This window comes from Chroococcidiopsis thermalis PCC 7203, assembly GCF_000317125.1.
GTDB classification, from domain to species: Bacteria; Cyanobacteriota; Cyanobacteriia; order Cyanobacteriales; family Chroococcidiopsidaceae; genus Chroococcidiopsis; species Chroococcidiopsis thermalis.
Genome location: NC_019695.1, coordinates 4,923,396 through 4,944,348 on the forward strand (window position 1 = coordinate 4,923,396; position 20,953 = coordinate 4,944,348).

The 20,953-nt window shown below is 45.9% G+C and carries 21 protein-coding genes; 6 read left to right on the forward strand and 15 right to left on the reverse strand.

From position 1 onward, the window contains the following. Nucleotides 1–137: 137 nt before the first annotated feature. Together CHRO_RS21375 and pheA are read right to left on the reverse strand one after the other, a co-directional pair. Nucleotides 138–1,106, reverse strand: a complete 969-nt coding sequence (locus CHRO_RS21375; protein WP_015156306.1) for a protochlorophyllide reductase — start codon at nt 1,104–1,106, stop codon at nt 138–140. A 155-nt stretch (nt 1,107–1,261) separates the two neighbouring features. Next, entirely contained in the window at nt 1,262–2,110 is an 849-nt protein-coding gene (pheA, locus tag CHRO_RS21380; protein ID WP_015156307.1) for a prephenate dehydratase, read from the reverse strand. Between pheA and CHRO_RS32745 the strand changes: the two genes are divergently transcribed. Next, nucleotides 2,090–2,284, forward strand: coding sequence for a hypothetical protein (locus CHRO_RS32745; RefSeq protein ID WP_132867434.1), 195 nt, complete (start codon nt 2,090–2,092; stop codon nt 2,282–2,284). The genes pheA and CHRO_RS32745 overlap by 21 nt on opposite strands. Before the next feature lie 120 nt (nt 2,285–2,404). After that, on the forward strand, nt 2,405–2,983 hold the full coding sequence (locus CHRO_RS21385) for a DUF1997 domain-containing protein (protein WP_015156308.1): 579 nt from the start codon (nt 2,405–2,407) through the stop codon (nt 2,981–2,983). Between the two features lie 37 nt (nt 2,984–3,020). Here CHRO_RS21385 and CHRO_RS21390 read toward each other — a convergent pair whose 3' ends face one another. From CHRO_RS21390 to CHRO_RS21410, 6 genes are all read right to left on the reverse strand, one after another. Then, nucleotides 3,021–3,707, reverse strand: a complete 687-nt coding sequence (locus CHRO_RS21390) for a ribonuclease HII (RefSeq protein ID WP_041463385.1) — start codon at nt 3,705–3,707, stop codon at nt 3,021–3,023. A 95-nt stretch (nt 3,708–3,802) separates the two neighbouring features. Further along, a complete protein-coding gene (rne, locus tag CHRO_RS21395) occupies nt 3,803–5,911 on the reverse strand; it encodes a ribonuclease E (protein ID WP_015156310.1) in 2,109 nt (702 codons plus the stop codon). A 9-nt stretch (nt 5,912–5,920) separates the two neighbouring features. Further along, nucleotides 5,921–6,091: a hypothetical protein gene (locus CHRO_RS32750; protein WP_015156311.1), complete on the reverse strand. Its 171-nt coding sequence runs from the start codon at nt 6,089–6,091 to the stop codon at nt 5,921–5,923. 411 nt (nt 6,092–6,502) lie between these two features. After that, nucleotides 6,503–9,331: a TIGR03936 family radical SAM-associated protein gene (locus CHRO_RS21400; protein WP_015156312.1), complete on the reverse strand. Its 2,829-nt coding sequence runs from the start codon at nt 9,329–9,331 to the stop codon at nt 6,503–6,505. 146 nt (nt 9,332–9,477) lie between these two features. After that, nucleotides 9,478–9,807 (reverse strand): STAS domain-containing protein, encoded by a 330-nt coding sequence (locus tag CHRO_RS21405; protein ID WP_015156313.1) that lies wholly within the window; start codon nt 9,805–9,807, stop codon nt 9,478–9,480. Nucleotides 9,808–10,766: 959 nt separating this feature from the next. Then, on the reverse strand, nt 10,767–11,129 hold the full coding sequence (locus CHRO_RS21410; protein ID WP_015156314.1) for a hypothetical protein: 363 nt from the start codon (nt 11,127–11,129) through the stop codon (nt 10,767–10,769). A gap of 135 nt (nt 11,130–11,264) precedes the next feature. Between CHRO_RS21410 and clpS the strand changes: the two genes are divergently transcribed. Together clpS and CHRO_RS21420 are read left to right on the forward strand one after the other, a co-directional pair. After that, nucleotides 11,265–11,546, forward strand: a complete 282-nt coding sequence (clpS, locus tag CHRO_RS21415) for an ATP-dependent Clp protease adapter ClpS (RefSeq protein ID WP_015156315.1) — start codon at nt 11,265–11,267, stop codon at nt 11,544–11,546. Between the two features lie 127 nt (nt 11,547–11,673). Then, the gene (locus CHRO_RS21420; RefSeq protein WP_245570501.1) at nt 11,674–12,459 is read left to right on the forward strand and encodes a CPBP family intramembrane glutamic endopeptidase; all 786 of its coding nucleotides are present in this window, start codon (nt 11,674–11,676) and stop codon (nt 12,457–12,459) included. A gap of 62 nt (nt 12,460–12,521) precedes the next feature. On the opposite strand, the gene CHRO_RS21425 is transcribed toward CHRO_RS21420, so the two are convergent. From CHRO_RS21425 to CHRO_RS21450, 7 genes are all read right to left on the reverse strand, one after another. Beyond that, complete coding sequence (locus CHRO_RS21425) at nt 12,522–12,722, reverse strand: hypothetical protein (RefSeq protein ID WP_015156317.1); 201 nt, start codon at nt 12,720–12,722, stop codon at nt 12,522–12,524. Between the two features lie 147 nt (nt 12,723–12,869). Then, nucleotides 12,870–13,907: a glycosyltransferase family 2 protein gene (locus CHRO_RS21430; protein WP_015156318.1), complete on the reverse strand. Its 1,038-nt coding sequence runs from the start codon at nt 13,905–13,907 to the stop codon at nt 12,870–12,872. Nucleotides 13,908–13,952: 45 nt separating this feature from the next. Continuing rightward, nucleotides 13,953–15,239, reverse strand: a complete 1,287-nt coding sequence (locus CHRO_RS21435; protein WP_015156319.1) for a DegT/DnrJ/EryC1/StrS family aminotransferase — start codon at nt 15,237–15,239, stop codon at nt 13,953–13,955. A 41-nt stretch (nt 15,240–15,280) separates the two neighbouring features. Further along, entirely contained in the window at nt 15,281–15,403 is a 123-nt protein-coding gene (locus CHRO_RS34515; protein ID WP_256498591.1) for a hypothetical protein, read from the reverse strand. A gap of 204 nt (nt 15,404–15,607) precedes the next feature. Continuing rightward, the gene (locus tag CHRO_RS21440) at nt 15,608–16,246 is read right to left on the reverse strand and encodes a pentapeptide repeat-containing protein (RefSeq protein WP_015156320.1); all 639 of its coding nucleotides are present in this window, start codon (nt 16,244–16,246) and stop codon (nt 15,608–15,610) included. A gap of 93 nt (nt 16,247–16,339) precedes the next feature. Then, complete coding sequence (locus tag CHRO_RS21445) at nt 16,340–17,686, reverse strand: DICT sensory domain-containing protein (protein ID WP_015156321.1); 1,347 nt, start codon at nt 17,684–17,686, stop codon at nt 16,340–16,342. A gap of 96 nt (nt 17,687–17,782) precedes the next feature. Beyond that, nucleotides 17,783–19,354, reverse strand: coding sequence for a photosystem II high light acclimation radical SAM protein (locus CHRO_RS21450; RefSeq protein ID WP_015156322.1), 1,572 nt, complete (start codon nt 19,352–19,354; stop codon nt 17,783–17,785). A 585-nt stretch (nt 19,355–19,939) separates the two neighbouring features. On the opposite strand from CHRO_RS21450, the gene CHRO_RS21455 reads away from it, so the two are divergent. Next, the gene (locus CHRO_RS21455; RefSeq protein WP_051033365.1) at nt 19,940–20,305 is read left to right on the forward strand and encodes a DUF1830 domain-containing protein; all 366 of its coding nucleotides are present in this window, start codon (nt 19,940–19,942) and stop codon (nt 20,303–20,305) included. A gap of 184 nt (nt 20,306–20,489) precedes the next feature. Continuing rightward, nucleotides 20,490–20,927, forward strand: coding sequence for a DUF4079 domain-containing protein (locus CHRO_RS21460; protein WP_041462580.1), 438 nt, complete (start codon nt 20,490–20,492; stop codon nt 20,925–20,927). Nucleotides 20,928–20,953 lie beyond the last annotated feature (26 nt).

Below are 20,953 nucleotides of genomic sequence, written 5' to 3' on the forward strand. Positions count from 1 at the left end.
CTGTAATCGCTACTTTATTGGCTTGTAGCGTAAAGCTGCCACTTTTAATGCTTCGTTTAGTGGCAAATGCGATCGCCCATCCTAAAAAAGACAGGCGATCGCATTTAAAATTTAGCTCAATTTTAGAAAGCTATAGCCTACACCGGAACCCCTATTCCCACTAACTTCTCGCTTAAATCCCACATTTTCTGAGCTTTTTCATCGTCGCGGGCTTGGGGCGAAACTTTTTGTACGAAGGACTTTCCCTCTTTCTTCTGACGATTTCCCCAACTCCAATAAGCACCAGATTGCTTGTACTCAGGATCGATAACTACAGCAGCTACCCGTTCGCCAGCCAACTCCTGAGATACATATCCTCCCGTGATATGTTTTTGGAACAATGGGAAGAGTTTTTGAAATAGCGGATAGTGGTTGCGGAATAGTGGTGTATCGGCAACACAACCAGGATAAAGAGACGTAAAAGTAATTCCTGTGGAGTCGTGATAGCGACGGTGTAGTTCTCGCATCGTCAATACGTTACACACTTTACTATCTTTGTAAGCTTTGACGGGTTCAAATTTCTTACCGTCAATCATCGAAATTGGGGCTTTAAATCCAGCTGCAAAACCATCTAAATTCCCTAAATCTGGACGCGGTGGAATCTTCCCACCCAGTTCGTCTGGATTGTGGGTTACGGTTCCCAAGATGACGAGCCTTTTATCCGCAGCTGGCGAATTCTTCAAATCCTCTAACATGAGGTTGCATAGGAGAAAATGACCGAGGTGATTGGTAGCAACATTTAACTCATATCCTTCTGGGCTGCGTAATGGCTCCTTGAGTAAGGGCATATAGATTGCTGCATTGCAAACCAGAGCATCTAGGTGTCTGCCTGTTGCCCGAAAGTCTTTGACAAACTGTCGCACGCTCTCTAAGCTAGCTAAGTCCAGATGGATGATCGTGTAGCTATCTTCCGGTATGCTGACACTCTGAGTCGCAGCTTTTGTTTTGGGTATATCCCGACATCCCATAACGACATACCAACCTCGTTGAGCGAAGGCTTTTGCTGCATACAAACCAACACCCGAAGAAGTTCCTGTAATAACAACGGTCGATTGCTGTTGTGCCATTTTCTTAAATCATTATTAATCGCGTTTTCTATTTTTTAGGATCTCATATCAGTGGATCGCTAGTGCTAATGTTTCTAAGTATTGCAATGCGATCGCCACACATATGAAAGCGATCGCCATACTTGTGAAAAATTGCTATTCTCTCTTCATCCTGCCTAGTTGTTTTGGTTGAGCAGCACGACTTTGTAGCTGCCAAAATTCTTTAAGATTTCTGTATGTGCCGTTAATTCTGTTAAAGCTGACTCCACAGCACTGTTATGAGAGTCGCCTTCTAAGTCAATAAAATAGAGATATTCGCCTAGCGATCGCTTAGTCGGACGAGACTCAATCCGACTGAGATTGATATTTCTTTGGGCAAATACCTGAAGCGGTTTTACCAATGCACCTGGAACGTTGGCAGGTAAACTAAAAGCTAGAGACGTGTGACTGCCTACGGTTGAGGACTGACGACTGAGTACCCAAAACCGCGTGCAATTATCGGGATAGTCAGAGATACCACTAGCTAACACGGGTAAGTTATAAAGTTTTGCTGCCCGTAGAGAAGATATTGCCCCCGCAGTTTTCTCCCGCTCTAAGTGCTGTAATGCCTCAGTTGTAGAATTTGTCGGAATCAATTGGACATGTGGCAAAAATTGCGTGAACCACAACTGACACTGTGCCAGTGCTTGAGGATGAGAATAGACGACTTGCAGCGTATCCAGACTTTGAGCGTGGGAAAGCAAAACATGGGCAATTGGCAAGACTAAAGCCAGTTGAATTTGTAGAGTATCCAACAGCCACATCATATCTAAAGTAACGGCAACACTGCCCTCAATCGAATTCTCGACTGGTACGACAGCAATTTGTGCTTCTCCTTGCGCCACAGCCTTGAGGGTTTGAGGAATGCTGGGGTAGGGATGCAAGGCTGTCTCTTGTCCTTCCTGTTGCAATCGATCGCGATAGGCGATCGCAGCTTGTTCGGAATAAGTGCCACTAGGTCCCAAATGGGCAATCGATACGGTCATGTTCGCCTGCTAGCGCCGCTAAAAGTCATAACTCAATATAGCAGGGAGCAGGGAGTAGGGAGCAGGGAGCAGGGAGCAGAGGGAAGACAAGGGGGACAAGGGAGCAATTCTGGTTCCACTAGTCACCAGCCACTAGCCACTGATTTGAGCAAAGAACTTCATAGTACTTTATAATCGTTAACAAGTGTAAAGATTACCTTCATGATTCGTTCATCTTTTGGACTGAATTCCAGTAGGATGAACTCATGGGCTTAAAGAAACTATAAATTCTCTCTATAGGCAACATTGCAACCCATGTATACTCGGTTCACCGCCTCTCAGTCTGTTGAAATTGTTGTCCCAGAACAACCCGTACCGATCCAACACTACCTGCGTCAACCCCAACGTTTGGTAAAAGCTCTGGTAGACCCCAGCCGGATCGAGCAGTTAGATTGTGAAAGCTTTCGGTTGAAGATCCGTCCGCTCTCATTTATGACCCTGAACATTCAACCAACCGCAGACTTGAAAGTGTGGACAGAACCGAACGGTACGGTGAATTTGCGATCGGTTGCTTGTGAAATTTTGGGATTAGATTACATTAACCAACGGTTTGAGTTAAACCTTCAAGGTCATTTAGCTCCTTATCAACATCAGAATATTACTTTACTGAAAGGTAAAGCCGATCTAGAGGTAAAGGTTGAACTGCCTTTTCCTTTGAATATGACACCCCAACCAATTGTTGAGACTACTGGCAATGGCTTGCTCAAAAGCGTGTTGGTGACGATTAAGCAACGCTTGTTACATCAACTTTTGACCGACTACCGCAGTTGGGTGAACGACAATCAAAATCAGTTACCAGTTACCAGTTATCAGTTACCAGTAAGCGAGGCTTGAGGTAGTCAACCAGCCACTGACCGTCAACAACTCTTCCCTACTCCCTGCTCCCTACTCCCTGCTCCCTCACTTGACAGGGACGAAAAGACAGCCGATGCAAGCGACAGGGACCGTGTTGTTTCAATCCCTTAATGTGTCGCTGAGTTCCGTATCCTTTATTTGTGACTAAATCGTACTGGGGATATTTGACTGCAAGGCGAGTAATTAGGGCATCGCGCCACACTTTAGCCACGATACTAGCAGAGGCGATCGCCAAAGATTGCTCGTCTCCTTTGACGATCGCCTGTTGCGGGATAAATAAATCTTTAATGGGTTGTCTGCCATCGACTAAGCATAGTTCGGGCTGAATTTTCAGTTTCAGGACTGCCCGTTTCATGGCTAGTAACGATGCTTGCAAGATATTAATGCGATCGATTTCGGCAGAGGTCGCAAAACCAATCTGCCAATCAAGTGCTACCTGACAAATATGGGCTGCTAATTTCAAACGGCGAGCGCACGATAGTTTTTTGCTATCTCTAATCTGGGCTGCTACTAATTCCTTCAAGGCTGATGGGGGTAAAACTACTGCCGCTGCTACCACCGGACCAAATAAAGCGCCTCTGCCTACTTCATCTACTCCAGCTATGAGGATAGAGTATCGATCGCTTAAACCTGAGTCAAAGTCCTGGGTAATACCATTTTGAACTTTAGATTTCAGTTTTTGAATGGACGATGACTCAGCCATAATAGTCAATCGAAAAAAGTAGGTGGGCATCGCCCACCCTACACTATACACAATCCCCCTTTTTAAGAGGATTTGGAGAGATATTGACACGGAATCTACTCGTCACCATCTGCCGAAGAACGACGGCGACGGCGACGGACTGGAGTTTTGCGATCGGTTTCGCTGTCTACTGTCGCTGGTAGTTCCGATTCAGTGATTTCAGGAATTGCAGCTATAACCGGAGTATCGGCAGCAGCCACGCTGTCAATGTTAATGGTAGATACTTCTGAATCGGACATTGTGCCATTTTCACTTTGAGGCAAAGGAGGTGCTTGCCCAGGCAAAACGACTTGCACGATCGCAGATTTGGGATTTTTCACTTCCCTGTCTAAGCGTACTAGGGGCGATACGCCCATGACGGCGTAAATTTCCTGTTCCTCGGGTGTCATTTCCACCACAATTGTTTCTGGTGGATCGATCGCGACTTTGACAGGTTCCGGCTTTATGGGTTTAGACCGCTCTGGTTTTTCTACCCAGCCGCGATGGTCGCGACTTAGCGTTCCGCCTGCGGCATCGCGGCGATCGCCATAGGAAACTTCAGCGGCAATTGCCCCTTCCGATTCTACTTCTGGTTCTGTATCTCGGTCGTTGAGCAGGGTAAGTGAATTAGCCGTTGCCCGTGGATTTTCTTCTTTATAGCCCCCCTCGCCGATGCGCCGCCGCCGCCGCCGCCGATTATTCCCCGCCGCGTCGCCAATTTCTTGATAATTGGGATGGTTGATCGGCATTAAGTCTTGGCGATCGCTATCGAAGTCGTTACTAAAACTTTCTGCTTCCAATCCCCAACTACTACTACTACTACTACTACTTTCGCGGGGTTCTACTGACCGAGGGTTGGGCATGACGCGATATGAGTCCCGTGCTGGCTGTGGGGCTGACCATTCGGGTTCTCGTGCTGCTGGTGGCATTGATACTTCGCGTTCTTCCGATTCTCCTGGCAGGTGTACGACATGCCCTAAGCCGCCGCATGTAGGACAGGTGCGCCCGAAGAGTTCGTAAATATTTTGACCTTGGCGTTTGCGGGTCAGTTCGACTAAACCCAATTCTGACAGTTGAGCAATTTGCGGTCTGGCTTTGTCCGCTCTTAAGGCTTTATTGAAATGCTCTAAGACTTGTAACTGGTCGCGGCGCGATTCCATATCAATGAAATCTACCACGATCACCCCTGCCAGGTTACGCAAACGCAACTGTCGGGCAATTTCTGTTGCCGCTTCGCAGTTCGTCCACAATACGGTTTCTCTTGCCGTAGCGGAACGAGTGAAGGAACCAGAGTTTACGTCAATGACCGTTAATGCTTCCGTCGGTTGAATAATGATATAACCGCCAGAAGGCAACTCAACTCGCGGTTTGAGGGCTTCGCGAATTGCGGCATTGATGCGGAAATATTCCAAAATGGGAATGCGATCGCGATGGTGGTCGATCAATAACCCTTGAGGCGGCTGTCCGCCACCCCAGTTCATCAAGTATTGCTTGACCCGCTTGAGTCCGGTAGCAGAGTCTACCACGATGCGATTTACGTCCGAACCGTACATATCTCGCAAGACGCGCTGAATGAAATCGTCATCGCGGTTAAGTAAAGAGGGAGCGCGGGTAGATTGCGCTTTCAGTAACACCTCTTCCCACTGTTTTTGGATCGCCTCTAGATCTTCAATAATTGCTTCTTCTGGCTTGCCTTCGGCTTCGGTACGAATTAACAAACCCATGCCAGCAGGTTTAATTAAAATTGCTAAAGCCCGCAAGCGGTTGCGTTCGTTTTCATTTCTGATCCGTTGTGATAAGTTAACTCCCCGTCCAAACGGCATCAAAACTACGTAGCGACTGGGTAAAGTGATATTACCCGTGAGCCTGGGTCCCTTATTGCCCGTCGGCTCTTTCATCACCTGGACTAAGACTTTTTGCTGCGGTGCAAGTAGTTCTGTAATCGCTGCCGCAGTCCGTTTCAGCTTTAACGGTCCGAGATCGGTAACGTGGATAAAACCGTTTCGTTCTGAATCGCCAATGTTTACGAAAGCTGCATCTATACCTGGTAAAACGTTTTCTACGACACCGAGGTAAATATCACCAACTTGATGTCGTCCGGTAGCAACGACGAGTTCTTGAATTTGATCTTCTGAAAAAACAGCAGCAATGTGATGCTGCTCTGCTATGATAATTTGTTTTGGCATTCAATTCCCTCAAAAATTCGCAGCATCAGAAGCTTTGAGGTCTCCTCTCTCGCTTCGATTGACTGAAGGTAGGCGCTGCTGGAAATAATAGTGGCGCTCACCACGCTCGATCGCAACTAAATCTAAAGATGCTGGCAGTTTAAAAGCATAACAAAATGTTTTCAAAACTGCTGCATACATAAGTCTGCTCTGAGAACCGAGCATTTTTTGTAGTTTTAATCTTGTCTCTCATCCTTAATTTACGGACAGGAGCACAATATTAGTTCGCAGACACCTAATTCACAGACACCTAAAAAGCCTGTTTTGCCTGTCACTGGCTTCAAGAAACGCTCTTAGCGACTAATGAGACGACCGCTCCGTTTCAAGTGCTATGCAAAAGAATCGTGGATGCTTCTCAATAATTTGCGCTACTGTCCCATTTGGGAGAGCGAATCGGAAATCCAATGCAGCGCTAGAAAACTTCTGTTAGCTCAATTTTAACTCATGCTTGAGAAAAAGCAATTAATTGGAGAAGTCGTAATTCGTAAGTCGTAAGTAACTACTCCCTACTCCCTACTCCCTACTCCCTGCTCCCTGCTCCCTGCTCCCTGCTCACTGCAAGATGAGTTGCTGGCGATGGATGTGAAGCAGTTGGATTTCTTGGCGGGCAACTTGCTCTAGCATGAACGTGACGTGTTCTGGTTTCAGGTGATTGCCGTCTTGAGAGCAACTACCCGTATAGCGCAAGTCAAAGGTATTGTCTGGTTCTCCTGTATCTGGGTTATGTGGTGGAACTAATTCTAATTCAAATAGGCGATCGCGCAAGTTCACCTGATAAGTTTTCTTAGATTTTGTCGTCTGCTCCCACCAAATTTCGGTTGAGTGCTTAATTGTGTCTAACCATTCTTGCCATTGTGTCGGTTTTGTCGTTTGAGTTGGCGCTATTGTCAGGATGTACTCTGCTCCCGTTAGAGTTTTCATTGCCGCAGGTGCTTTTAAATCGAGCGCGATCGCATCGTATATAGGTATGTCTGTTGGTAACTGACTGCTCAGTTGTTGGCGGAAAACTGCGGGATCGATGATTTGAGTTAGTTCAAAATCGACAATCTCCCCACTACTCGTTACTCCCAAAGGAAGAGCCAACGCTACAGAAATCCTCGGACTGGGGCTAAATCCGGCTGTAAAGGATACGGGCAATGCGGCTCGTCGGACGGCGCGATCGAACAGGCGCATCAAGTCGAGATGGCTCACTAGCGCCATATCTCCCAGCTTGCCAAACCGGAGTCGCAGTCTTTGAACTTTGGTATTGTTAGGAACGTACTGTCCGGCAAATTGGGGAATTGATGGTGGTTCGATGACAATGTTGTGACCGAAATCGATTCCACAAACGCCGCAGTGAGAACAACCATCAAAAGAGCAATCGGGGACGGTTGCAGCCTCCATAGCGCGTTGCAGATCTTCCTTAAGCCACTTTTTCTCGATCCCCGTGTCGATCCGATCCCAGGGTAGAGGGCGATCTAGGGAGTCGAGAGTCGGTAGGGGCGGGTTTGGAAACCCGCCCGTACGGGAGTCGGGAGTCGAAAAAGCAAGTAGGTTTTGCTCCCTCTGCTCCCTCTGCTCCTCTACTCCCCTGCTCCCAGCTCGTCCCAGCTCCCTGCTCCCTTGCATCAAATTCCACTCGCCCTGCTCGACTTGGCGATACTTCCAGGTTAAGCCAGATTCGGCGATCGCTTGTCCCCAAGCGTTATACGCTCTCTCTACGCTGTCGTACCACGAGTCCATTCCCGCACCCAGTTCCCAAGCGCGGCGCAATACGGTAGATAAACGGCGATCGCCTCGTCCGATGAAGTCTTCCATTGCCGAGATCCGCACGTCGGTAAAATTAACTTTGACCCCTCTCATGCGACGAAACTCTTGGCGTAATAAGTCTTGCTTGCGCTGGAATTCGCCAGTAGAGACAGAATGCCATTGAAACGGGGTGTGGGGTTTGGGTGTAAAGTTGGAAATTGTTAAATTGAATGCCAAAGGTTTTCTACCTTGGGCGCGACATTCCCGTTGCAGCCAAGCGACGGTTTCCGCGATCCCCAACACATCGACATCTGTTTCCCCAGGCAATCCAATCATGAAGTAGAGCTTGATTTTATCCCAGCCTTGTTCCCAAGCTGTTTTTACGCCTCGCAATAATTCTTCATTCGTCAAGCCCTTATTTACGATATCTCGCATCCGTTGGGTTCCAGCTTCTGGGGCAAAGGTCAACCCGCTTTGGCGATAACCCCCCAAAATATTTGCGATATTTTCATCGAAACGGTCTACTCGCTGACTAGGAAGCGAAAGGGAAATATTTTCGTTTTGCAGGCGGTTCTTAATCTCCATCCCTACAGCGGGAAGAGATAAATAGTCGGAACAACTGAGGGAAAGCAGGGAAAATTCGTTGTATCCCGTTGCCCTCATTCCCGTTTCGATCGCCTCGACAACCTGCTCCGGTTCTACGTCCCGTGCGGGACGAGTGAGCATTCCTGGTTGGCAAAAGCGACAGCCGCGAGTACAACCGCGCCGAATTTCGATCGTGAGGCGATCGTGGACTGTCTCGACGTAAGGAACTAAGCCTGTAGAATACGCTGGGATGGGCGTAGCAACGCGCCGAATTATCTTCTCTGGAACGTCTGGACGATTAGGGTGAATGGAACCATCTATTGCCAGATCGTAAAATCGCGGCACGTAGACCCCTGGGATTTGCGCCAGATCCAGCAAAAGTTCTTCTCGATTTAACCCTGCTGCCTTGCCTTCTGCAACGACTAAACCAATTTCCGGTAACAGTTCTTCCCCGTCACCTAAAGCAATAAAATCGAAAAAATCAGCATAGGGTTCGGGGTTTGATGTTGCCGTCTGCCCGCCTGCAAAAATGAGTGGATAATTGGTAATTGGTAGTTGGTAATTGGTAGTTGGTAATTGGTAGTTGGTATTTGAGTGGTGAGTGGCGCTTGGTTTTTCTCCCTCAGCTCCCCCAGCTTTCTTATCTCTCTTAGCTCCCTCAGCTCTTTCACGCCAAGTTAGAGGAATACCAGCTAAATCCAACATTTCTAAAATATTGGTAGCTCCTAACTCGTAACTGAGGCTGAAGCCTAAAATATCAAATTCTGTTAACGATCTTCTCGATTCAACAGCAAATAAGGGGGTGTGCGTCTCGCGTAGCTTTGCTGCTAGGTCGGGCGCTGGGAGGTAGGCGCGATCGCACATTTGGCGAGGCTGTGCATTCAAAATATTGTATAGAATGACGTGCCCTAGATTAGATGCACCAACTTCATACAACTCAGGATATGTCAGTACCCAGCGTACATCTGCCGATTGCCAATTCTTCCGTATAGCTCCCAGCTCGTTACCTAAATAGCGAGCTGGACGTTGAATCTCAGCCGTTAGTAATGTTTCTACTGCAACTGCCACTTTGCGCCTCTCGTGCCAATCCCTGACTTATCACTCTAAAGCTAGCATCAATCGGCGATCGCGGCTGGAAGAACAGTACCTGCTGCTGCGAAACATCAGACAGTCATATATCAAATAGTCATAAATTGCTCGCACCTAGCTTCCCGCTAAGCTGCTGTAACCTCTATAGGTGTATCTAAAATTTCAAATACGCTATCTAGTTGAGTCAACTCAAAGATAATCCGAATTGAAGGTGCAACAGAGCAAAGGTGGAAACTTTTTCCGAGCGATTGTGCCACTCTCAATCCATGAACTAATACCATCAAACCGGCACTATCCATCGACTCTACTTGTTCTAGGTTGACGACCACACAGTCGTGTGTTGCCTGTGTAACTTCTGCGGTCAGGTATTGCTGAAAGTCAGCGGCATTCGCTGCATTAAAGTGACCGTTAGGGCGAATTACTGTAGCTCTAGGAGCAGTCATTGTTTGCATCATTAACGCTTCCGTGCAAATTGGTGAAATCGAATGGGGTTAAATTGAATAGGATGAAATCGAAATTTAATGAAATCAAATGGGTCTATTATATGAAGTATTTTTCCTTTTGTCTTGCTTTTTCTATTTAGCTCTTTAGTTACTTAAATCTTAAATATTTATTAAATCATTCATTGTGATTCCAAGCTACCAGCGTTTATTCTAAAAGAAAAGTATTTAACTATACCAACGAGAACATCTTCATCAATTATTTACATAGTACTCGATTGATTCAAATTAGCGATTGAAATTTGTACCAATAGAATACCACTCAGCGGAATCATCCTACCGATCGACCAATTTCACGTGGAAAACAATCTTTTGCCAAGCGATCTCGTGCAGTAGGACTAACTTTTGCTGACTTTTTATTGAGGTCAATCTCTCGTACATAGCCAGGTTAAATGATTTCTAGATTCTACGCTACTGGCATGATACATCAACATCTACCAGATGGTAGAAACCGAGAAGAGCAAGCAGTTTGACTTGATTTTTCTAGTTTGTGTGACTGAGTATACAGTTGAGTCTAACTCACTAGATAGATAGCTTGAGATCCATAACGGTCAATTGTCAGTAGATACTAGTCTGAAGGTTAAATCCCCGCGACCGAAAAACAAGACAATTTGTTCCTCAAATACATATTAATTTTTGATAATTCCGATCCTGAAGCATCAGAATTCTGAATGTTATTAACCGTAAAGATCGCATTCTGATAATTCGATCTGATTTGCAAAAGACTTATGCAACAGCCGATCGCCAATTCTAAGCCATGAGAAATTAACGATAGCAACCAAGTTCCCATCAATCGTTAGAAATTACTATAGATTGCATCAGAAATTCAAATGGAAATATCAGAAGTTTTTGAGCAGCAGGCAACGAGTGGCAACCAGCGATCGGTTTCCAACAACCAATAACTAACAACCTCTTCACTTCTCGTCAAGCAGCAAAGCCTGTTGAATGAATTGATGCAATCGTTTGAAGGCAACCGGATCGTGCTCTAATGGCGGTTCCCAAGCTGACAATTGCATCAGCAACGGTATGACCTCAGTATCAATTGCCGGACGGAATAAAGAGGGAGGACAGAGAAGATCGGCTCCAGAACGGAGGTCGAGTAGTGTTGGTGAGATCGATAGCTGCTCATCGTCAAAAAATTCCACGAGTAGTAAAGGTCGAAACCACCCAATTTGGCGCGATTCCACTACTTGAATGACTTCAGCATATAGGTGAGTAGCTTGATGGGTTGTACAAACGATTTGTCGCGGTTGAAAGTCACATAAAGAGTTCGTCACAGCTCGCCTCCAGTTCTTCAGTCATGTGCGATCGCTACGGTCGTTGGATTTCGATGCTATAAATATTTAATAAGTTAATCAGTTTCAATCGAGATTTAAACCAAAAGTCGTTAGTCAGAACAAGAGGAGTAAGCAGTGTCCGTCGAAACCCTGGAGCAGCGTTCAACAGTTCGTAAACTCGCACCTCGGTATCGCGTGTTGCTTCATAATGATGACTTTAATCCTATGGAGCATGTGGTGCAGGTATTGATGCAGACTGTACCCAGCCTCACCCAGCCACAAGCAGTAGATATTATGATGGAAGCCCATACAAATGGCATCGCTTTAGTCATTACCTGCGCTCAAGAACACGCTGAGTTTTACTGTGAAACCCTCAAAAATCATGGTTTGACCAGTACGATTGAGCCAGATGAGTAAATAGGAAGTCATAAGTAGTAAGTCATAAGTGTAGAATCTTTTACCACTTACTACTCCCCGCTCACTACTCACTACTTGCTAATTGTTAAAATTCAATTTTGCCAGAATAGCCCTCTACCCAGCTCCCTTGAGGCTGGTCATTTTTATCTTAGTACTGCTGCTACTATGGTTGCCTGTAGCTGCACCGATTCATTGGTGGGTGGATGACAAAAACTTAGTGAATATTCTCACCTTGCCGTTCCTATATGGGATATTTATTATCCTGTTGCGGCTGTGGGGAAAGTCTATCTATCGTCAGCCACACGTGTTACAAGAATATGGTTTGGTTACAACTAGGCAGAATAGGCAAGAGCTACTGATAGGTTTGGGGCTTGGGGTCGCTAGTGTTTTAAGCTTATTTTTGCTAGAAAGCTGGTTGGGTTTGCTATGGTGGCGACAACCCTCTACTTTTTTATGGCGATTTGTCGTTGAAGGGTTAATCGTTGCTCTAGCTTATGGTTTTGCGGAAGAGTTACTTTTCCGGGGATGGCTGTTAGATGAGTTACAGCGAGATTACCATCCTCGGACAGCACTCTGGGCGAATGCTTGCATATTTGCCGCACTGCACTTTATTAAACCACTAGCAGAAATTCGGCGAACCCTGCTGCAATTTCCAGCTTTGGTGTTGTTAGGCTTAACTCTTGTATGGGCAAGACGCTGTGGCAAAGGTCGTTTGGGTTTACCAATTGGTCTTCATGCTGGGTTAATTTGGGGTTATTACGCAATTAATGTCGGGCAAATGGTGCAATATAACGATCGCGTCCCAGAATGGTTAACTGGTATCGATCGCAATCCTCTCGCTGGTGGAATGGGAATGTTATTTTTAGGCGCGCTCGCTTTGGGCATGAGAAGATTTAGCCACAAGTCGCGTTAATCGTTCTTCTCGTAGGCGCGAGCGCTTTTATATCTCTCGATCGAGCCCCAAGTTGTCTGGCATCAACCACGGCTTTTCTTTTGCTCGACTCGTTGTCTTTTTTCTAATAAGCGTTGCTGAATTTCTTGACTAGCAAACAAGTTATTCACTTCGCGAAAAACTCGTTCGACGCGCTCATCATGTGTTGGTAAATTAAAGCAAGTTTGTAAATGTTGCTTTTGACTAGTCAGGATTCGAGGTTGTGGCGAGAATTCTGGAAACATAGGACGGCTCTGTATTTCTGTTTGAATACAGAATAAAGATTACACCCAATCACAACATTGCCACTACCTCCATAAGAATAAGAGTTTCTCTATCTAAAGAGTAGTTAGAGATAGTGGAATTCCGACTTACAACTTACAAGCAAGCGCTTAATTCTGAATTCTTATCCTAGTCCTTACTTTTTGGAAAATTGTTGTTGGCTGTCCGATTATGACCTCAAAATGAGCGCGCAAGCGGCGGGGAATGAGTAACAACAGGTAAGCCGCAATAAGTGTCATCACAGTTTGGCGTGGTGATTCTAGAACGATCCGCCAATAGGAAGCTATGGCTTGATGCATCAATTGAATCGCGATCGCGTCGGATTTCCAGCGAATCGCACTCCGAGCTAGATAGCGTAAGTGATACGCTCTCATCACCGCCTCCCAATTCCTATCTAGTTGGGTTGCGTAAGTATGAAATTTGGCAATTAATTGTTCTCCTGCTGCCAATTGTCGATCTAATTGAGCTGAGAGTCCGCTAGAGTGAACGCGATATAAAGTTAAAGCTTCGGGAATTCCTTCAATTTGCCATTTGGTTTGCAATAAGATTCGCAACCACAGATCGACATCGCCGCCAGAATAACGAAATTGTTCGTCAAAGTAGCAGTCTAGCGTGTCGTGTCGGTTGTCTGAATATTGGCGAGGTGAAAATGCGATCGCGGCAAAGACTTCCCGTCTGACGACAGCAGCCGAACCGTTGCCTACAGGATTACACCGCACTAGATATGAGGGGGTAATTCCCTTAAGTTTCGGTGTTTGATACGAGCCTAAAAATTTACCTGCTTCGTCGATAAAAGCAGAACGGCTGAAACTAACTCCAACTTCTGTAGAATTAGCGAGATGATTGACGTGATGCTCTAATTTATCCCGTTGCCACAAGTCATCACCATCAATAAATGCTAAATAATCTCCTTTTGCTTGCCGAATACCTGCGTTTCTCGCTCCTGGCAAGCCGCGATTTTGTTGGCGAATAATTCTAATTCTTGGGTCGTTAAATTGCTGACAAATTTCTATACTCTTATCTGGAGAACCATCGTCAACAAGCAACACTTCAATATATTTATATGTCTGAGTCAACACGGATTCTAGTGTCGCAGCAATATATTTTTCGCTATCGTAAATTAAAACAATGACTGAAACTAGTTTCATTCATCCAGCAATCCTAGATTGGGTTGGTTGACAGCAAACGCTCCGCTACACTGCGCGAAGATGGTTAACAGTTGACAGTTGTTGGTTGAACGCTACTATGTGTCTTCCTTGTCCCTCGCTTGTGCCTCTCTTCTCACCCCTCATAGTGTCATGAGTCTGACTTGATGCTAGAACTTTTCTCACTGCTTGAATGACATCTAATTCATCTTGGCGAGTCAACTTTGCAGAAAGCGGCAGACTTACTGTCTGCCGCCCAATTCGCATTGCTTGAGGATAATCTTCTGGTTGCCAACCAAATCTTTGCTGATAGTAATCGTATTCTGGAATACTGAGATAGTGTACGCCCACGCCAATGTTTTCGGCTGTCATCGCATTGAGAAAAGTGTCGCGATCGCATCCAGCTTTCTGCTCGTCAATAAGTACCGGATAAAGGTGATAGGCATGGCGAGTATGGGGTTCTGGTTTTGCTGGAAGTACCAAGGGGAGATCGGCAAAAGCGCAATTGTAGTGCTGCCAAATCTCTTGACGGCGCTGCCAGCGAGATTCTACTTGCTTCAGTTGATGGATGCCAAGGGCAGCTTGTAGATCCATCATGTTGTATTTAAATCCGCTTTCCAAAACTTGATAGTGTTTGTATCCTTCTTCACTAAACCGCTTCCAAGCATCTTTACTAATGCCATGCAAGCTCAGCGCTCTGATTCGGGTGGCATCTTCGGAGTTACGCGCTAAAATCATGCCGCCTTCGCCCGTACAAATATTTTTGGTGGCATAAAAACTAAAACAGCCAAAATCGCCAAAAGTGCCTGTTTTTTTACCTTTATATTCTGTTTCAATCGCGTGGGCGCAATCCTCAATTATCTTCAAACCGTAGCGCAAAGCAAGATTACATAAAGCATCCATATCACAGGGTCTACCTGCAAAGTGAACGGGTAGGATCGCCTTTGTTCTAGGGGTAATTTTTGCTTGAACTTGGACAGGATCGATATTCATCGTGACGGGATCGACATCTGCTAGCACGGGTGTCGCGCCCACATGAGTAATGGCGTTGATCGTGGCGCAAAACGTCAGGGGACTGGTAATGACTTCGTCTCCTGGTTGTAAGGAAGCCGCGAGTAGGCTCAAGTGTAGTGCTGCACCACAGGAATTCACAGCGATCGCATTATCTGCTCCTTTATATACCCCAAAATCTCGCTCAAACTGAGCTACCTTAGGTCCTGTTCCCAACCAGCCACTTTTGAGCGTTGCGATCGCTTCTTCTATTTCTGCTGCTTCAATAACAGGCGCGCCAAATACCAGAAACTCTTCTTGAGAACGAATAGGACTGTTTGTCATTCAATTTCTTCCATTTCCCAGATGAAATATGCTACTGATTCCTACAAACAAACGAATAAATCCTGCACGCATTGGCGATCGCTTTCTGTATCGACTCCTACTAAATAGGGGTCGTTTAGTTCGGGAACTTGTTCGGGAAATACTGCAATTCTGAATTGAATCAAATCCAGTCGGGCGATCGCTCATCCGAAAACGGCTGCTCGCCATTTCTATTTATTTTTTAAAAATATAAATCTATACTAGCAGCCATGCCAAGGCTACAGTACTAACACTGAAAAAGTCAATGCTTAATTGGTAAATAGTCATAGTTAGGTATCGGTTACTATTAGCTAGTCATCGATCGCTGGTCACTGATTACTGATAACTGGTTACTGTTTCACCACGGTTCCTAACAAGCAAGTACCAGCCAAATTAACTCCTACAAGATTAGTTCCTTCCAACTCCGCACACAGAAGATTAGCACCTGAAAGGTTAGCACCCGCTAAATTTGCTCCCTGCAAGTCCGCTTCTTCTAAATTAGCTTCATTTAACAAAGCGCCCTGTAAATCTGCCTGAGTGAGATTGGCTCCTTGTAAATTTGCATTAGAAAGATTGACACCCCGTAAGTCTGCACCCCTGAGATCTGCGCCTTGTAAGTTAGCACTCATCAGGTTTGCCCCACTCAAAAATGCTCCGGCGATCGCGCTTTGGGATAATTTCGCGCCCATCAAATTTGCGCCTCGGAGGTTACTGCCTCGCAGATCGGCACTTGTCATGTCAGCCTGCATCAAATTGGCTCCCAAAAAGTTAGCGCGTAAATCTGCACCGCGAAGCTTGCTACCGAGTAGGTTAGCGCCTTCCAGACGCGATCGTTCTAACTTGGAGCCAGAAAAATCGGCTCCGACTAAGTTAGCCCCTGCCAAATTCATTTCCGCCAGATCTAACCCTGCCAGATCTTCATCCTCTAAATTGGCTCCTGGTAATTGCTTAACTTTTCCTTCTCTAATTGCTGCAATCGAATCAGTCATATTCAGTTATCAGTTATCAGTTATCAGTTGTCAGGGAACAGGGAGCAGAGAGAGGATAAAGGGGACAAATTAAGTCGCAATGGCTATTATCCACTAGCCACTAGCCACTCCCGAATTCCGAATTCCGAATTCTGCTCGCTCCTCATCGATCAGCCACATGCTGCTACTAATTTTTGTGGGGGAGACGGGTAAGGTTAAACCCTGTTGCATCCCGCGCACGAGTAATTCTAGGGTGTCTACAAGTTTTGGTTCCCAAGCTTTACCCTGTTCTTGCTGACATTGAGCCAACGCAGTTGATAAGGCTTCCTCTCTGGTATGAGATTGGGATAGATGGGTAAAACGCTGCTGAAAGTCTGCCACTAAGCCTAAAATTCGCGATTCTAACGGGATTGTCTCCCCCATCAAACCAGCTGGCTCTCCGCTACCATCCCAATGTTCTGAGAAATGGTTGATAATTTGAGCGATCGCGCTCAGGCGAGGCATGGTACGCAAAACTTGAGCGGCTGGGATGAGAGGGCAACTGGGGGCTTCGCCATACTGCACGTTGACCGATTGGGGGGCAATGCGATGGAGTAGACTGGCTAGGCGCAGGCGTTTGACCTGCCAAGCGGGAAGATTGAGTAATTGCCCCATAATTTCGGCGATCGCGGCGACTTCTGCGGCTGCGAGGGGGTTACCCGTATCGGCAAGGTCGATCAGTTGTCCCAAGCGGAGGAAGGCTTGTAATTCGTTGGAAACTAAATTGCTATCTAATATCTGATGATGTTCTATCTGCTTGATGCTATATTCGCTGGTTTGGAGGTAATCGACCACGCGAGAAACGATTGTATTTAAATCGTCCGGTTCTACTTGGGCAGACTCTTGGGCGATCGCCTGGACGTGAGATTTGAGCTGTTGCGCGAGTTCGGGGTTGTAACTGTTAATGTGGGCGATCGCTAGGTCGATTGTTTTCTCTACCCTAGCTGGCTCAAACGTCCAAAAACCGTAAAATTTACGCTCTAAATCAATTGTCGGTCTACCTCCGACTCCGTAATCCGCCTCAGACAACTCTTGACAAAGTACCATTGCCGTGTAGCTAGGCGCAAGAATTATCAAATGCCATTCTTGCGCCACTGGGTCTTCAGGATTCAACGCTACTAAGTCTACATTTGGTAATTTGCTAGTAGGATGGTCGGCAAAGCCCGTATCTGGAGCTGCCATAATCGCCACATGGCGGGATTTTTGGGCTAAATCGTGGTAGCGTTCTGCTTCTTGCAGATACCATTTACCCCGTTGAAAAGCCGTAATGACTAGCGGTTGGCTACCAGAAACCAAAATGCAGTCTTCTAGGGCATGACACAGGGCGACCAAGGTGTTTTTATAGTAGACACCCAGGTTAAGGGGTCGATTCGTGTTTTCGAGTGCTGATTTGAGCTGTTGTAAGATGGAGCCTTCTAGCATGATTGGTCATTGGTCATTGGTCATTGGTCATTGGTCATCGGTCATTTGTCATTGGTAAAAGGTAATTTTGACTTATAACTTTTGACTTTTGACTTTTTACGCTGTTACAAGTTGCTTTTTGTCAGTGGTAGGAATAGGGGCGGAAAGGGCTTCTTCGAGAGGGGCGCAGCCGAGGCGTTCTTCTAAGATTTTCATCACTTCCCGTCCGAAGTCGTTGGGATTTTGTCGCCATGCTTGTAGGCAAACTTCACCAAAGAAGGAACCGAGGGGTTCGGGGTTCCATAATAATTTTTGTACCGTCCAAGGTTTGAGATTCATCGGATCGTAGTCTGGTTTGAGTATGCCATTTTTAAAGGCGTATTCTTCTAAGTGGGTATGGGGTTGGAGTCCGATGAAGAAAATGGCTGGTTCCACTTTGTCAGCGCCGAAGATCCGTTCGAGTTCGCGATGGTAGGCGATCGTTTGGCGAATGGTTTCGGGACGTTCGTCAATGACGTTGAAGGAGTAATTGACGGAGACGAGATCGTTAAAACCTGCTGCTTTTAAGTCACGGCAGTTTTCCAACACCGTGCGCAGGTTGTAGCCCATCCGCATTTTCCGCACGAGTTCCTGAGAACCGCTGGTGATGCCGATCTCGAAGTAATTCATCCCCGTTTTTACCATTAAATCGCATAGTTCGGGGGTGAGGTTGTCGGCGCGGATGTATGCTGCCCAGTGGATATCAGTCATGCCTGAATCGACGATCTTTTGCAGCAGTTCGATCGCATCATCGATGAATCTCCGTGCTGGGATAAACTGGGCATCGGTAAACCAGAAATTCCGAATGCCGCGATCGTATAGTTGTCGCATTTCGGCTACGACTTCATCGGCGGGGTTGATCCGTACCTGTTTGCCTTCTACTACGGTGTAAATGCAGTAGCAGCAATTGTGAGGACAGCCGCGCTTTGTTTGCACGCCGATATAAAAGTCGGAAGATTGCAGGTAATAGGAGAATTCCGCCCAAATCTTTTCAATATAGTCGTAGTTACAAGCAGATTTTTCTAGCGGTGTTGGCGCTTCGTGGATTAGGCGATCGCGTGGTTGAGTTTCGCCAACAACGTAGCAGCGTTCGTTACTAAAATCTTCGCCTCGCAACAATTTTTCTAGCAGCGTTTCTCCTTCTCCGACAGAAACAACCGTTCCCTGGGGCAAATTATGCTGCAACTGCTCGTAAAATACACTAACTGCACCCCCACCGACTACGGCACGGGCATTTGGTTGGTGTTTCTGAGCGCGTTTTAGCCCGCGTTTAATCAGTCCTTGATTGCGCCAGAGTTCCTTGTAATAGGAAACTGCCAATCGCAGCAATCCGGTTGCACCGCGAAATTTGACTAACGGATTGAAGGCGTAGAAAAACTCAAAGGAATGTTGCAAGGGATTACCACCCCTACCACCTACTGGGGCATAAATCTGAATATCTCGCCAAGAGAATACTAAAAGCGTCGGCTGAAATTCGTCGATACAAGTATCTAAGGCGGAATTAAAGTCGAGTGGTGGGACTGTCCCTAAGTCAAAAATTCGCTGTTCGATTTCGGGAAAAAGCTTGTGAACGTGATCTGCCAAGTAAACAACCCCAATCGGAAATATAGGGTTGCACGGAAGGCGAACGTAGAGAATACGGTTTTCCATCTCGATCGTTTGAGGTTAGAGTTTACCAAGGTTCGAGTAGCAGCGCTGCTGAGTGAAGCTGAGCCAACTCATGTCTAGATAGCTTCCAAGTTCGCCCTCACTCACGAGCCTAAGCGCCCCTATTAAAGAGATTTCTGAAAATAATTTTCATATAACTTTACGATAACATCGAGCTTGTCTTAGTGGTAGGTCGATCGGAGATAATGAGTTGTCGTAGCTAGAGGCGATCGCTGCTCGATATGACGCGATCGCCTCTAGGATCGCTGGATTTGCGTCACCTCGGCACGATCCCTCAATTGCCGCTCGTGAATAAGTTGGTATTTTGCCTTAACGCATAAATCATTTACAGTCAACCAATTTTGTGCGGTTAAATGCAAAAATCAAATCAAAAATTTATCAGACAATTGGTTGCTAAATCGGAAAGCCGATAAGTTTAACTTCTATCAATTTATATCTATAGATAGAGGCGACAACAAATTCGAGCTAAGTTATCAGTTGGTAGTAGGAGTTACAACACTCGGGGATCGCTAAGTGTTAGCTTATATGTGTAATCAAATAAAAGTGGCTTTCATGCCCTTAGCTGTTATGGCTCAAATATTAGATTCCCTACCACCCGAACAGTCCGACCGACTTCTTTGCTGCTATGTAAACGCAACTAGCAAGATTCAAATTGCTCGAATATCAAATATCCCTAACTGGTATTTTGAACGAGTTGTGTTTCCAGGTCAACGCCTTGTATTTGAAGCGCCACCTAAAGCAACACTAGAAATTCACACGGGCATGATGGCGAGTGCTATTTTGTCAGATAATATTCCTTGCGAACGCTTGTGCTTGTTAGAAGAAAGCAAAGCAGAAGCACAAATGGATCGTCCAGCAGCGCGATCGGTAGAACAAAAAGATAAACTAAGTCAAAGAAATTTTAAATCCCCTCTTTTAACGACTATTGATTAGATCATCGGTTTAACTAACATTGGAGTCGCTAACTTTAGCGGCTCTATTTTAATAAATGAAAAAATAGTGAATTGAAAAATAAACAAATTCTACCGAAAGGAAGAAAGTAAACCGCGCGATCGCTACATTTAGTAAGCTATTACTAGAAATAGAATTGCTGCTATTGTATTGGGTCTAAAATAAATTGGATTTACCTTCTTTTTTGTGGTTGTGGAAAATAGCAGCCTGGTCGATGGGTCTGTCGCTACTAGCTTATCTGCTGTTGACCGTAACAGGCTGGCAGATGTTCCAGGCAAGAACAAATTTTCATCCCAGACCTAGTTGGCTGCATTTGCTGCACTATAGTATTGGTGGCAGCATGGTTTTGCTAGTGCTGCTGCTATTAGCAATTGGTGTTGTCGGTACGCTGGGTCATTTTGGTTCTCTCGGTCATTCCCAACACTTGACGGCAGGACTAATCGTGGTAGCATTAACCCTAATATCGGCAGTTAGTGCAACTTTAATCAGTCCTAAGCGTCAATGGGCGAGATCGCTCCACGTAGGCGCAAATGCAGTTTTATTCCTTGGTTTTCTCTGGGTGTCCCTCACGGGTTGGGTGGTGGTACAGAAGTATTTGCCATAGAAATTGTAGAGACGTTACATGTAACG

Coding starts and splice junctions, on each gene's coding strand:
- CHRO_RS21375 (WP_015156306.1), bottom strand. CDS start 1,106: ATGGCACAACAGCAATCGACCGTTGTTATTACAGGAACTTCTTCGGGT.
- CHRO_RS21455 (WP_051033365.1), top strand. CDS start 19,940: ATGGCTCAAATATTAGATTCCCTACCACCCGAACAGTCCGACCGACTT.
- rne (WP_015156310.1), bottom strand. CDS start 5,911: ATGCCAAAACAAATTATCATAGCAGAGCAGCATCACATTGCTGCTGTT.
- CHRO_RS21405 (WP_015156313.1), bottom strand. CDS start 9,807: ATGATGCAAACAATGACTGCTCCTAGAGCTACAGTAATTCGCCCTAAC.
- CHRO_RS21390 (WP_041463385.1), bottom strand. CDS start 3,707: ATGGCTGAGTCATCGTCCATTCAAAAACTGAAATCTAAAGTTCAAAAT.
- CHRO_RS21435 (WP_015156319.1), bottom strand. CDS start 15,239: ATGACAAACAGTCCTATTCGTTCTCAAGAAGAGTTTCTGGTATTTGGC.
- CHRO_RS32745 (WP_132867434.1), top strand. CDS start 2,090: ATGGGCAATCGATACGGTCATGTTCGCCTGCTAGCGCCGCTAAAAGTC.
- CHRO_RS21425 (WP_015156317.1), bottom strand. CDS start 12,722: ATGTTTCCAGAATTCTCGCCACAACCTCGAATCCTGACTAGTCAAAAG.
- CHRO_RS21440 (WP_015156320.1), bottom strand. CDS start 16,246: ATGACTGATTCGATTGCAGCAATTAGAGAAGGAAAAGTTAAGCAATTA.
- pheA (WP_015156307.1), bottom strand. CDS start 2,110: ATGACCGTATCGATTGCCCATTTGGGACCTAGTGGCACTTATTCCGAA.
- CHRO_RS32750 (WP_015156311.1), bottom strand. CDS start 6,091: ATGTATGCAGCAGTTTTGAAAACATTTTGTTATGCTTTTAAACTGCCA.
- CHRO_RS21450 (WP_015156322.1), bottom strand. CDS start 19,354: ATGGAAAACCGTATTCTCTACGTTCGCCTTCCGTGCAACCCTATATTT.
- CHRO_RS21430 (WP_015156318.1), bottom strand. CDS start 13,907: ATGAAACTAGTTTCAGTCATTGTTTTAATTTACGATAGCGAAAAATAT.
- CHRO_RS21385 (WP_015156308.1), top strand. CDS start 2,405: ATGTATACTCGGTTCACCGCCTCTCAGTCTGTTGAAATTGTTGTCCCA.
- CHRO_RS21445 (WP_015156321.1), bottom strand. CDS start 17,686: ATGCTAGAAGGCTCCATCTTACAACAGCTCAAATCAGCACTCGAAAAC.